This window comes from Moorena sp. SIO1F2, assembly GCF_010672755.1.
GTDB lineage: Bacteria > Cyanobacteriota > Cyanobacteriia > Cyanobacteriales > Coleofasciculaceae > Moorena.
Map to the genome: position 1 here is coordinate 1 of NZ_JAAHFV010000185.1, position 12,649 is coordinate 12,649.

Genomic DNA, 12,649 nt, shown 5'->3' on the forward strand with positions numbered 1-12,649 from the left:
ATCGGGAATCGGGAATCGGGAATCGGGAATCGGGAATCGGGAATCGGGAATCGGGAATCGGGAATCGGGAATCGGGAATCGGGAATCGGGAATCGGGAATCGGGAATCGGGAATCGGGAATCGGGAACAGAGGGGAAATTTTAAAATGGAATCCCGTAGGGTTTATTTCAGAACATCGCGTTTTTTTGAGGAGTAATTTTATCGAGATCCACGGAAACATGAAATCGAAAAAAAATGGAAATATATCCGAAAAAAAAATATACTAATCGTCAATGAATTGTGATAATTTTTTTCCCGACTCCCGACTCCCGACTCCCGACTCCCGACTCCCGACTCCCGACTCCCGACTCCCTAAAACCTAAGACGAATTAGCTAATCCAATTGATCAATGGGATAAACAATTATCACAGCGATCGCATCTAAAGCCAACCGCTTCTTGAGTAAAACCAAATGCCTGTAGTAAAAATTGCCAACGACACTGGCGAGTTTTCAGGTATTGATTCATCTGAGACTGGGCTTGCTGTTGGATAGTACTAACCTGTGCTAGGGAGGAAGATTTTCGAGACCGGTGTTGTCGGTAATGGAATGGATCAATCCATTCTAGTTGACCAGCACTATCGAGGAGTGCTAAAGCTATGGCACCATTGGGAAACTCTTTGGCTACTTTGGCTACTTCTCCCTGGGCTGGTAATTGCTTTGCTAACTGTTGAGCTTGTTGGTATTGCGATCGCATTTGATGGGCAAAAAATTCTTGTCGTTGCTTATCCTCTGGATTTAACCATCCCGTTGGTTCACTGACTAAGGTCAAAGCATCCGCTGGTTTACCATCCCTGCCGCCACGACCTACTTCCTGAATATATTCCGATAAGAGTAAAGGTGCTTGGAAATGCACGACCCAGCGTACATCTGGCTTATTAATCCCCATGCCAAAGGCACAGGTACATACCACAAATTGGGTCTGACCACTAATCCAGCTGGCTTCAATTTTCCGACGTTCCTGAGCACCCAAGCCAGCGTGGTAAGCTGCGGTGGAATACCCCAAGGAAGTAAACCATTGCGCTAACACTTCACTATCTTTTCGGGAACGGACATAGACTAACCCAGCTTGTTTAGGTCTGGCTTTAATATAGGTCAATACTCGTTGGCGACGTCCTTTGGGAGTCCAGACGGTTTGGACCTGGAGGTTAAGATTGTCTCGATAGGGGCTAATTAAAAATGTTTGAGGTTGTCGCAGTTGCAAGACTTTGCGGATGGTTTGTTGAGCCTTGGGGTCAGCGGTAGCAGTAAAGGATGCGATCGCAATTTTTGTTCCCTTGGGCTTACACTTAAGCAGTGCTGGTCTTACTGCACCCAAACGGCGATAAGCAGGTCTAAAGGTATCACCCCATTGAACCAAACAATGGGCTTCATCTAAAATCAATCCATTAATCTGAAGCTGTGGCTGACACAATCGTTTCCACACTGCTGCACTGAGTAGGGTTTCTGGGGATAAGTAGAGCAATCGCAGTTGCTGCTTTTCTAGAGCTTGAAGGGTTTGTTGCCGTTGGGAGCGAGGTAATTCACTATGTAACAGAGCAGCAGGTAATTTGCGATCGCGCAATTCCTGCACCTGATTTTCCATCAATGCTACCAGTGGAGAAATCACTAATGTTAATCCAGTTTGTAGTAAAGCTGGTAGTTGAAAACAAATCGACTTACCACCACCAGTAGGCAAAACAATTAAAGCATCCCGTTGTTCTAAAATCATCCGAATAATCTCACCTTGGGGAGGTCGAAAATCCTCGTAGCCCCAGAATCGTTTCAACGCTGCACGAACATCATCCCATTGATGATTACTGGATTGATTAGTAGTATTGCTAGTATTTTGAACAATCATCCTGCTTGACTCCCGTTGATTTCTTCCGTTGATTCCTTTTAAGCTTAGAGAAATGCTGACCGGTTATACACCAGAATATCAACGGATTTTGCTAGGATGATTACTGAAACGATGTCCGTAAAATTTCTTAGTAAAGACATTGACTAACCACTCTAGCTCATAAACTGCGAAAACCATGAGATTCATTAGTCCCAAAACTGACTTTGCTTTCAAGAAAATCTTTGGCTCAGATCAAAGTAAGGATATTCTGATTTCCTTGTCTTGATGCAGTCGCTCATGGGGGAAACCCCCAAGACCGCGCTGCATCGCTCCTCAATGCCATGATCTACTCCGGGGAGTCGGTAATCCAGGATTTAGAAATCCTTGACCCCTATAGTGCCGGGGATGTAGTGGAGTTAGAAGACACTTATGTGGATGTTTATCTCGATGTTAAGGCAGTATTAGAGGATCGAACAACTGTGCTGATTGAAATGCAAATCTGGAATGTGGAGGCTTTCGAGAAGCGAGTGGTCTATAACTTGTGCAAAACCTATGGGAATCAACTAAAGTCGGGACAGGGATATTTCGATCTCAATCCAGTCATTGCGTTAACCATCACGGATTTTAAGTTATTCCCATCAACCGAAAAAGTAATTAGCTGTTTTTACTTTCAAGAAAAAGAAGAGCACTTGCCTTATCAGGAAAATGAATTAGCGATGGTGTTTGTGGAACTTCCCAAATTCACTAAGCAGCTGGAAGAGTTAGAAAGTGTGATAGATAAGTGGATATATTTTATCAAAGAAGCACCCAGCTTAGAAATTATTCCTGACAATCTCAGGGAAATCCCACAGCTAGAAAAAGCCTTAACTATAGCGAATCAAGCGGGGTTGAGTGTGTCAGAATTGGAAAAACTCCGCAAGCAGGAGATGGTCTTGGAGGACACGCGAGGTGCATTGAGTCTAGCTCAACGGGAAGGAATAGAACAGGGAATAATACAGGGAATAGAACAGGGAATAATACAGGGAATAGAACAGGGAATAATACAGGGACGAGTACAAGGGGAAAAAAGGGTAATATTGCGACAGCTTGAGCGCCGTTTTGGCAAACTAAGCAGTAATATCATGGCATTAATCGAAGCTTTGACGAATCAAGACCTAGACCGTTTATCAGAAGCCATCTGGGATTTCCAGACCAGGGAAGACTTACTCAACTGGCTCCAACAGAACTCTAATTAAAAGCTAGTAATGTATCATAACTTGACTCAATAAACAAGATCCAGGTGCGATCAATTTTCTAGTTCAGATTCACTACACTATCTGAGATAGTGTTAACTTTGAACAATTTGCCTTGGCTTACGATAATATCTGTGTCTTGATGCAGTCGCTCATGGGGGAAACCCCCAAGACCGCGCTGCATCGCTAAATACTTAGCCGAAGAATACCCATCGGAGTTTTTTCATTGGCTATTGGGTGAAGAACCTCGCGATATTCAGGTACTTAAAACCGAATTAAGTGCTGAACCAATTCAAGCTGATGCTCTGAGTGTACTCCAAAGTACTAACCAAATTCTGCACCTAGAATTTCAAACCCTACCCCAATCTGAGCCACCACTACCATTTCGGATGTTAGACTATTGGGTCAGATTACAACGTAAATACCGATGTCCCATTGACCAGGTCGTGATTTTCCTAAAATCTACGACCTCACAGATGGTATTTACTAATGAGTTTAGGGATACTAACACCTGGCACCGTTATCGAGTAATTCGCTTGTGGGAGCAAGATCCATTACCGCTGTTAGCCAATCGGGCTTTGTTACCCTTGGCAACTCTAGCTAGGAGTAATAGCCCGAATCGATTGTTAGAGCAAGTGGTTGCCCAAGTGGATAAAATTGAAGAAAAACCATTACGGGGAAACCTAGCGGCCTGTGTGGATGTACTGGCTGGTTTACGGTTTGACAAAGAGTTAGTCCGTCGATTGTTATTAGAGGAAGTTATGGAAGAATCAGTCACCTATCAAGATATTATCCAAAAGGGAGTCCAAAAAGGACTCCAGCAGGGACTCCAGCAGGGACTCGACCGAGGAAAGCAGGAGGAAGCGGTATTAATTGTGATGCGTTTGCTAACCCTGAGGTTAGGTTTACTTGACCCTGTGCTCCAACAGCGGATTGAGGGATTATCCATTACTCGATTGGAGGAATTGAGTGAAGCGTTGTTGGATTTTAATACCGCAACGGATTTAGCGGTTTGGTTGGAGCACGGCTGACATTGAACTGTTAGTTTTCACCAGGATTTTTGGTGGGAAGATGATTTTGAAAAGACCTGATATAATCAGGTCTTTTTTAGATCTTATCTCAATCAGAATTGCTCGGTTAGCATAACTTGACTCCATAAACAAGATCCAGGTGCGATCACTTTTTTAGCTCAGATTCACTACACTGTCTGAGATAGTATTAACTTTGAACAATTTGCCTTGGCTTACGATAATATCTGTAAATACTTAGCCGAAGAATACCCATCGGAGTTTTTTCATTGGCTATTGGGTGAAGAACCTCGCGATATTCAGGTACTTAAAACCGAATTAAGTGCTGAACCAATTCAAGCTGATGCTCTGAGTCTACTCCAAAGTACTAACCAAATTCTGCACATAGAATTTCAAACCCTACCCCAATCCGAGCCACCACTACCATTTCGGATGTTAGACTATTGGGTCAGATTACAACGTAAATACCGATGTCCCATTGACCAGGTCGTGATTTTCCTAAAATCTACGACCTCAGATCTGGTATTCAATAACGAGTTTAGGGATACTAATACCTGGCACCGTTATCGAATAATTCGTCTGTGGGAGCAAGACCCTCAACCACTGTTAGCCAATCGAGCTCTGTTACCCTTGGCAACTCTAGCTAGGAGCAATAGCCCGAATCGATTGTTAGAGCAAGTGGTTGCCGAAGTGGATAGAATTGAAGAAAAACCATTACGGGGAAACCTAGCAGCCTGTGTGGATGTACTGGCTGGTTTACGGTTTGAGAAAGAGTTAGTCCGTCGATTGTTATTAGAGGAAGTTATGGAAGAATCAGTTACCTATCAAGATATTATCCAAAAGGGAGTCCAAAAGGGACTCCAGCGAGGAAAGCAGGAGGAAGCAGTATTAATTGTGATGCGTTTGCTAACCCTGAGGTTAGGTTTACTTGACCCTGTGCTCCAACAACAGATTGAGGGATTATCCATTACTCGATTAGAGGAATTGAGTGAAGCGTTGTTGGATTTTAAGACCGCAACGGATTTAGCGGTTTGGTTGGAGCACTAAATCCCAATTTTTGAATTAAGAATTTAGAATTGAGAATTTAGAATTGAGAATTTAGAATTGAGAATTTAGAATTGAGAATTTAGAATTGAGAATTTAGAATTATAGATTCTGCATTCTGCATTCTTCATTCTTCATTCTTCATTCTGCATTCTTCATTCTTCATTCTTCATTCTTCATTCTTCATTCTGACAGACAACCTTGGCCAAAAGGCCACGCTACGCAAACAACCTCAGAAGCTTGATAGATTAGGATTGCTCAAGAGGAATTCCGATTCAAACCACAGGAGTGATAACATGGCAGGAAAGCAAATCTTAATGCTCGTAGGTGACTTTGTAGAAGACTACGAAGTGATGGTCCCCTTCCAAGGGTTGCAGATGGTAGGACATACCGTTGATGCTGTTTGTCCTGACAAAAAAGCTGGGGACATTGTTCGTACAGCGGTTCATGACTTTGAAGGAGACCAGACTTACACTGAGAAGCCTGGTCACAACTTCACCCTCAATGCCACCTTTGATGGGATCAATCCTGAAGATTATGATGCCCTAGTGATTCCAGGGGGAAGAGCACCAGAATACATCCGCCTCAATCAAGATGTGATCAAAATCGTGCAGCACTTTGCCCAAGCGAACAAACCAATCGCAGCAATTTGTCATGGTGCTCAATTGTTGGCAGCAGCAGATGTAATCCAAGGTAAAAAATGTTCCGCTTATCCAGCCTGTGGTCCCGATGTTACCCGTGCTGGTGGAACCTATGCTGACATTCCAGTAGATCAAGCAATAGTAGACGGTAATTTAGTAACAGCTCCCGCTTGGCCTGCTCATCCCCGGTGGCTAGCAGAATTCCTCAAGGTTTTGGGTACTCGCATCGAGCATTTAGACCCAGTTGTGGTTTAGTCGAAAGTTCATGTAGGGTGGGCAGTGCACCAGACAGATTCAGAAGCTTGCAAAGCGCGTTGGTAGGCACTGCCCACCCTACGATTAATGACTGACTTTTAACTATCAAGTCAAGCATCAGGAATAAAGCAATATATCCCTTTCATCCTTCATACTTGATTTAATATTGCGGTACTGATGAATCAATTTCCTGACTCCAGGCGGTAATACCCCCTTTAACATTAATCCCTTCAATACCAGCCTCTTTCAAAATTCCCAAGGCTTTAGCTGAGCGACCTCCCTTCTTACAATGGGCAATCAAGCGATGACCATTAACCAGTTCCTTGACTTTTGCTACACCAGAACCCTGTTCAATATCCGGTAATGGCACTAGAACTGAGCCAGAAATCTTAGCAATCTCATACTCATGGGGATTGCGGACATCAATCAAAACAAAATCATCCGCACCACTATCCATGAGTTCCTTGAGCTCCTGGACATTCATCTCTTTGATATCCATCTGGCGTTTGGCTTCCTCTTCTTTAGCTTGGGGAATGCCACAGAATTGTTGATAGTCAATCAACTTCTCAATGACCGGTCGTTCTGGATTGAGTCCCAGTTTCAATTCCCGGAAAGTCATATTTAAAGAGTTGTACAGCAACAAACGTCCACTGAGGGTATCCCCCTTGCCTAAAATAATTTTGACCGTTTCCGTTGCTTGAATCACGCCAATAATTCCTGGCAGAATGCCCAAAACCCCTCCTTCTGCACAGGAAGGTACCATTCCTGGTGGTGGGGGCTCAGGGAACAAGTCGCGGTAGTTGGGACCACCTTCGTAATTAAACACTGTCGCCTGTCCCTCAAACCGGAAAATAGAGCCATAGACGTTTGGCTTATTTAGAAGTACACAGGCATCATTGACTAGGTAACGGGTGGGAAAGTTATCGGTACCATCGACGATAATATCATAGGGTGCCATGATTTCCAAGGCATTCTCGGAATTCAGCAGGGTTTCGTAGAGGTCTACCTGACAGTGAGGGTTGATTTCTAGAATCCGCTCTTTGGCCGACTGAATTTTCGGTTTACCTACCCACGACGTCCCGTGAATTACCTGACGTTGGAGGTTAGAACTATCTACAACATCGAAATCGACTAGACCTAGGTTTCCAATTCCAGCAGCAGCAAGATAGAGCAATAGGGGTGAACCTAATCCACCACTACCTATACATAGGACACTGGCAGCTTTGAGGCGTTTTTGTCCATCTAACCCAACTTCGGGCAAAATCAGGTGTCGGGAGTAACGTTCGTATTCGTCTTTACTTAATTGGATTTCATCTAGATTGGGATTTAACATGGCATGTTGGGTTTGAAGCGGTAAGACTCAGGACTTAACCTTTGATAATGATAGTTTCTTCTGGCTGGAACTGGTGGTGTTCATCCAGGCTCCAACTTCTGAAGTCACACGCTTTACCTTCCTCAACAGCAACAATAATATACGAGTATTGCTGCCAAGCGATCGCACGATCAAATTCTGAAGGTACCGCTGGGTGATCCGGATGAGAGTGATAGATCCCGATTATATCCAGATTGCGATCGCGTGCGTCTTTTTGTGCCCGCAGTAGCACCTCAGGTGCAATGCTAAATCGGCGCTGTCTGCTATAATCTCCCTGAGGTTTGCCCTCAACCGTAGCATAGGCATCAGCTGCTTCACTATCCCAGTTGTTCGGTGTGGGTAATACTTCAACCAGAGTTTTCACCTCACCCCGGTGCTTACCCAATAGTAAACCGCAGCACTCTTCAGGATAGGTGCTCTCTGCGTGGTTTTGAATTGCCAGTTGATGCTCAGTGTCCAGTTTTAAGCCCATACCGATTTAACTATCACCATGTCTTGATGCAACTCTTTTTTGTTCACAGTTGAGTGTATATTACCGTCAACTGTCAACCGTTAACCAAAAATTATCAATTATCAAATTATCAATTATAATATCACTTGTAATAAGCGCGTTTGTATTTGAGTTGTGAACATAGGATTGATCGAAAAAGGGAACAGGGAACAGTAGTCAAGAGCTTGGAATAGTTTTTGGTTTTATCAAAAATCAGCAAGATTCTTCATGATCTCTGTAGAAATGCTATAGGTAAAATATTGTCGGTTGTAATACGTATTAGTCTTCGGGGTTGGTCAAATTTAAATTAACAAGTCTCAATTCACCAGTCTCAATCGTCAACTTTCAATTAACAAGTCGTTAAGGCACCAGGGTTTGATATGACTCCTAACCGCACTATAACAGCAAACAACGAAGAATATCGATTTTTTTTTCAGGAGAATGCTGCCAATATTTTTAAACACCATGACCTGGAAGTAATAGAGTCATTGCAACGTCGAAAAATTTCGATTAGCAACATTATACCATTGGAACAGGTTTACAAGATATCTGTAAAAATCGGTAAAAATATTCCCTTTAAGTCAGGAAAAAAATTAGCCTTACAACAAATGGAGGCAGTAGGGGAATTTCTCCAATATTTTCAAATAAGCATCCTCGGTCAACCCACCAGTATCTTCCAACTCCATGAGATTGAAATTAAAATAGATAAAATTTTTACCCCTGGCTTAACCTATGAGGCCGGGAAACTACTAATCTCTATTCCTGACTCTTCCTTACCGTTTCAGTCCCGTTACCTTAGCGATCAGGAGCTGAAAAATCAATGGAATAAGGGTAATCATCTCTCTAAAAAGTCTCTGTCTCGTAAAGCTTGGTGGTTATTAAATCCAATCGGGGAATTTCGGACTAACCTCAGAACAGTGCTATGGCAAGCTGCCCAAAAGCAAATTTTAGGTATTGACAAACTATTACTTAAGTTTGGCTTAATTGATAGATATGATAGAAGTGAGCAAAGCAGTGCTCAACCTAGCTTACTGTTCAACCAGAATACGCAACCACAAGACCAGGGGTTCAGAGAAGGTGCGATCGCATTGATCAAAAACTCTGTGAATGAAGAGAAGCTGGGAATAGACTTAGAAGTAGTACTTAAGGATCAAGATGAGGCTACCTTAGGGAAGCTGCTGGGATTATTTAGGCAAAACTTGGCAGACGCCGGTCAAATAGAAGAACTGATTGAAGCTGGTGCTTTAACCCTACAACAAGCCGTTTTCCATGAACAATCTGAAATTGATATTAAGATGTTTGGGTTTGTGAATGTCGGTAATTATCATCGCATTGATGTATCGCTGAATCTAAGTGCTGGTTACTTGAAAAAATATGTTGAATTGATTCCCAGAAAGGCTGTAATCAAAGCAATTCAATTTGGATTTGTTAACGTCTATACTATAGATGATATTACAGTAAATCCTAACTTTCATGGAGCAATTAAGCTCTATTGGGAAACCGCTGCTCTGGAAAAATCACTGCAAGAATTAAGTCTAGTTAATCTATCAGAGCAGTCAAGTCAGTAAACTTAAGCGGTCAGCATTCAGCGGTCAGCGGTCAGCGGTCAGCGGTCAGCTTCGTGGCACAGGCTTCCAGCCTGTGACTTCACTAAGATTAAACAAATGGTTAGCTGTTTTATTCAAAAGCACCTCAAGTAGCCTGGGTGGCACAGGCTTCTAGCCTGTGAAGTAGCGCATTAGCTGATAGCTGATAGCTTAAGTCATTACTCAATAGTCATAAGGGTAGTCAACACTCAAAAGTCATCAATCCCTTGTTAATTGACAATTGGCTATACTAATCCGTGTAGGAATTGTGAGAATTTTTGTTCCCTTTTCCCTACTCCCTGTTCCCTGTTCCCTGTTCCCTTTGGTATAGTAACCATTGACAATTAACAAGCAATTTTCTGCTTGCAATTATGGCAACTAGCAATCAATTGGAGTCGTTACTCCTACAACTCGATGATCGCAGCTACAAATCCTACAGAGATATCAAGGGTAGCTATCAGTTTCCAGATTTCACTCTAGTCATTGACAGGGTTCAGGGAGACCCCTTTGCCTCTCCTAGCCAAGTGCGCGTTTACTTACCCCAGTCAGTGGCTGGTTTCCCCAGTGAGCTGTATCGCACTGACAGCCGAGCCATCGCCCTAGAGGATTATCTAACTCGCTCATTTGATTGGGTAGCTCGGGAAATGAGCTGTCGGCGGGGTACCGGGAATAGTGGCTTGATTGCCATTACCCGTGTCGGGCAATCAGTACTGGAGCGCACCTCCGCTTTGGTGAGTGATGAAGGGGTAGAAATCCGGTTTGTGGTAGGATTACCAGCTCGTGGTCGTCGGATTTCTGGGCGTCAGGCCGCAGAAATGCTATGCCAAGATATCCCTGATATTATAGACCAATCCATTAAGTATGAAGTCCTCGATCCAGCTGCTATTAAGCATCATGTAGAAACAGTGGAAGATGCCGATTGGCTGCGTCAACAGCTGGCAAGCCGTGAATTAGTTGCTTTTATTCCTAACGGTGCCATTTTGCCACGGTCGAGTGGGGTGGATGACAAACCATTACAAGAGGATGCGATCGCATTTCAATCTCCCCAGACACTTCAAGTAGCATTCACTTGTCCCAATCGAGGATTAATTACCGGTATGGGAATCCCAGAAGGGATCACCTTGATTGTAGGAGGTGGCTATCATGGCAAATCCACAGTGCTCAAAGCCATTGAATTAGGAGTTTACAATCATATTCCTGGAGATGGACGGGAATTAGTAGTCACCAATCCCACCGCTGTCAAGATTCGGGCTGAAGATGGTCGGGGGATTGCTGGTGTAGATATTTCCCCATTTATTAATCAATTACCTCAAGGTCGCTCCACTGAAAAATTTTCCACCACCAATGCTAGTGGTAGCACCTCCCAGGCCGCAAATATTATGGAAGCACTGGAGGCTGGTACCGAGTTACTGTTGGTAGACGAAGATACAGCAGCAACTAACTTTATGATTCGCGATCGCCGTATGCAGGAGCTGATTGCTAAAGATAAAGAACCGATTACACCATTTATTGATAAAGTCCAACAGCTCTATACCGAGTATGGTGTTTCTACTATTTTAGTCATGGGAGGCAGTGGAGATTACTTTGATGTAGCCGATACCGTCATTGCCATGGAAAACTTCCAACCCCAGGATGTCACCGAAAAGGCTCAGTTAATTGCCGAAAAATACTTTACCGAACGCACCGCTGAAGGCGGGAAACACTTTGGCACTATTACCCCACGGGTACCATTAGCCGATGGGATTGACCCCAGTCGTGGACGCAAAGCCGTAAAATTGAAAGTCCGAGATGTAGATGAAGTAGGGTTTGGCACAGAAAATATTGATTTATCTGCTGTTGAGCAGATTGTAGAAGTAGGTCAGTTAAGAGGAATTTCCAAAGCTCTTGTTTATGCTAAAGAGAAGTATATCGATGAACGGTTGACCCTATCGGAAATTTTGGATCTGGTGATGAAAGATATTGAGGAAGAAGGATTGGATGTACTAACGTTCCTTCCTGAAGGGGATTTAGTCCAATTCCGCCCCTTGGAATTAGCAGCAGCGCTGAATCGATTGCGAACCCTGTCAGTGCTTTGAGGATAATTCGGATCAACAGTGCTTTTAAAATTAGCAATTACCAATTCTTGAAATAATGAAAATAGAAGACTATTTTGATTTTATTGCTCCTGATGATATTCGCATCAAAGGAACGCGAGTGGGCATTGAAAATGTGCTGTATGAGTACATTTATCGTAATCGTACTCCCGAAGAAATTCTTAACTGTTTTTACACCATTACCTTGGAGCAAGTTTATGCCACAATTCTTTACTACTTAAACAACAAAGAAGTTGTCAGCCAATATATTTCTGACTGGCTGGAATGGAGTCATCAGCAACACAAAGCTCAAGAACTCAACCCTCCTCCAGGGATAGTTCGATTACGAAAATTAAAAGCGGAACAAGAAGCCAAGAATAAAACCTATACTATGGCTTAAGCGCAATCATCCCATCATGCCCATACGTCAAACCTTAGACTTACCAGACATCCAACTGTCTTACCTACAATGGAACCAAGGCCAAACTCCCTTATTACTCTTACATGGCTTAGCGGACCATGGCCTAGTGTGGTCTAGCCTCGGGGATTACCTTGCCCCAAACTATCATATCGTTGCTCCAGATCTGCGCGGTCATGGGGAAAGTAGCAAGCCGGATCAAGGCTATACCTTTGATGATCACATCGCCGATTTAGAAGCGTTAATGGATCACCTAGGATGGTCTAGTGCTGATATCCTCGGTCACTCCTGGACTGGTAAATTAGTTCCAATCTGGGCTAAGCAAAATCCATCCCGATTGCGCAGCCTAATTTTGGTGGATCCCTTTTTCATCGGCAAAATTCCGATGTGGTTTAAGGTTATGTTTCCCCTACTGTTCCGTGTGTTGCCTTTTGTAAAAGCTATGGGCCCCTTTGTCAGTTATGAGCAAGCGGAAGCACAAGCTAAACAATTAAAACAATACCGGGGTTGGAGTCCCTTTCAGCAAAATGTCTTTCAAGCCAGCATTGAACCTAAACCTGATGGCAGTTGGGGCAGTAAATTTGTGGTTCAGGCGAGAAATGAGATTTTTGAAGACGTGATGCGCGTAGCAGGACTAACGGAAATCATTGCTATTC

12 protein-coding genes and 1 pseudogene are annotated in these 12,649 nt (G+C 43.4%); 9 read left to right on the plus strand and 4 right to left on the minus strand.

The window, feature by feature from the left end:
- Positions 1–220, minus strand: a pseudogene (locus F6J94_RS20345) (hypothetical protein); the annotation flags it as partial.
- Positions 221–385: 165 nt separating this feature from the next.
- Positions 386–1,876, minus strand: coding sequence for an ATP-dependent DNA helicase RecQ (locus tag F6J94_RS20350; protein ID WP_075897107.1), 1,491 nt, complete (start codon positions 1,874–1,876; stop codon positions 386–388).
- 175 nt (positions 1,877–2,051) lie between these two features.
- Here F6J94_RS20350 and F6J94_RS34370 point away from each other — a divergent pair, with 175 nt between their 5' ends.
- The 5 genes from F6J94_RS34370 to F6J94_RS20370 all read left to right on the plus strand — a co-directional run bounded on the left by F6J94_RS34370 (position 2,052) and on the right by F6J94_RS20370 (position 6,055).
- The gene (locus tag F6J94_RS34370; protein ID WP_334219946.1) at positions 2,052–2,141 is read left to right on the plus strand and encodes a PD-(D/E)XK nuclease family transposase; all 90 of its coding nucleotides are present in this window, start codon (positions 2,052–2,054) and stop codon (positions 2,139–2,141) included.
- 55 nt (positions 2,142–2,196) lie between these two features.
- Entirely contained in the window at positions 2,197–3,090 is an 894-nt protein-coding gene (locus tag F6J94_RS20355) for an Rpn family recombination-promoting nuclease/putative transposase (protein ID WP_367142247.1), read from the plus strand.
- A gap of 230 nt (positions 3,091–3,320) precedes the next feature.
- Entirely contained in the window at positions 3,321–4,118 is a 798-nt protein-coding gene (locus tag F6J94_RS20360) for a DUF4351 domain-containing protein (protein WP_293043719.1), read from the plus strand.
- A 207-nt stretch (positions 4,119–4,325) separates the two neighbouring features.
- Entirely contained in the window at positions 4,326–5,162 is an 837-nt protein-coding gene (locus F6J94_RS20365; protein WP_293043721.1) for a DUF4351 domain-containing protein, read from the plus strand.
- 293 nt (positions 5,163–5,455) lie between these two features.
- A complete protein-coding gene (locus F6J94_RS20370; RefSeq protein ID WP_293043723.1) occupies positions 5,456–6,055 on the plus strand; it encodes a DJ-1/PfpI family protein in 600 nt (199 codons plus the stop codon).
- 160 nt (positions 6,056–6,215) lie between these two features.
- On the opposite strand, the gene moeB is transcribed toward F6J94_RS20370, so the two are convergent.
- Together moeB and F6J94_RS20380 are read right to left on the minus strand one after the other, a co-directional pair.
- Entirely contained in the window at positions 6,216–7,388 is a 1,173-nt protein-coding gene (gene moeB / locus F6J94_RS20375; RefSeq protein WP_075896371.1) for a molybdopterin-synthase adenylyltransferase MoeB, read from the minus strand.
- Positions 7,389–7,422: 34 nt separating this feature from the next.
- Positions 7,423–7,899 (minus strand): M67 family metallopeptidase, encoded by a 477-nt coding sequence (locus F6J94_RS20380; protein WP_075896373.1) that lies wholly within the window; start codon positions 7,897–7,899, stop codon positions 7,423–7,425.
- A 398-nt stretch (positions 7,900–8,297) separates the two neighbouring features.
- On the opposite strand from F6J94_RS20380, the gene F6J94_RS20385 reads away from it, so the two are divergent.
- The 4 genes from F6J94_RS20385 to F6J94_RS20400 all read left to right on the plus strand — a co-directional run.
- Entirely contained in the window at positions 8,298–9,485 is a 1,188-nt protein-coding gene (locus F6J94_RS20385) for a hypothetical protein (RefSeq protein ID WP_293043725.1), read from the plus strand.
- A gap of 389 nt (positions 9,486–9,874) precedes the next feature.
- Positions 9,875–11,578 carry an ABC-ATPase domain-containing protein gene (locus F6J94_RS20390; RefSeq protein WP_293043727.1) on the plus strand — a complete coding sequence of 568 codons (1,704 nt, stop codon included), beginning with the start codon at positions 9,875–9,877 and terminating at the stop codon, positions 11,576–11,578.
- Between the two features lie 55 nt (positions 11,579–11,633).
- Positions 11,634–11,975: a DUF433 domain-containing protein gene (locus tag F6J94_RS20395; protein ID WP_293043729.1), complete on the plus strand. Its 342-nt coding sequence runs from the start codon at positions 11,634–11,636 to the stop codon at positions 11,973–11,975.
- Between the two features lie 16 nt (positions 11,976–11,991).
- Positions 11,992–12,649 (plus strand): alpha/beta fold hydrolase (locus F6J94_RS20400; protein ID WP_367142248.1); only part of this gene is annotated, 658 nt, incomplete at its 3' end.

What these genes read in the sequence shown, in the direction of transcription:
- F6J94_RS20370 (WP_293043723.1), top strand. Translation starts at nt 5,456, where the DNA reads ATGGCAGGAAAGCAAATCTTAATGCTCGTAGGTGACTTTGTAGAAGAC.
- F6J94_RS20390 (WP_293043727.1), top strand. Translation starts at nt 9,875, where the DNA reads ATGGCAACTAGCAATCAATTGGAGTCGTTACTCCTACAACTCGATGAT.
- F6J94_RS20395 (WP_293043729.1), top strand. Translation starts at nt 11,634, where the DNA reads ATGAAAATAGAAGACTATTTTGATTTTATTGCTCCTGATGATATTCGC.
- F6J94_RS20380 (WP_075896373.1), bottom strand. Translation starts at nt 7,899, where the DNA reads ATGGGCTTAAAACTGGACACTGAGCATCAACTGGCAATTCAAAACCAC.
- F6J94_RS20350 (WP_075897107.1), bottom strand. Translation starts at nt 1,876, where the DNA reads ATGATTGTTCAAAATACTAGCAATACTACTAATCAATCCAGTAATCAT.
- F6J94_RS20355 (WP_367142247.1), top strand. Translation starts at nt 2,197, where the DNA reads ATGATCTACTCCGGGGAGTCGGTAATCCAGGATTTAGAAATCCTTGAC.
- F6J94_RS20385 (WP_293043725.1), top strand. Translation starts at nt 8,298, where the DNA reads ATGACTCCTAACCGCACTATAACAGCAAACAACGAAGAATATCGATTT.
- F6J94_RS34370 (WP_334219946.1), top strand. Translation starts at nt 2,052, where the DNA reads ATGAGATTCATTAGTCCCAAAACTGACTTTGCTTTCAAGAAAATCTTT.
- moeB (WP_075896371.1), bottom strand. Translation starts at nt 7,388, where the DNA reads ATGTTAAATCCCAATCTAGATGAAATCCAATTAAGTAAAGACGAATAC.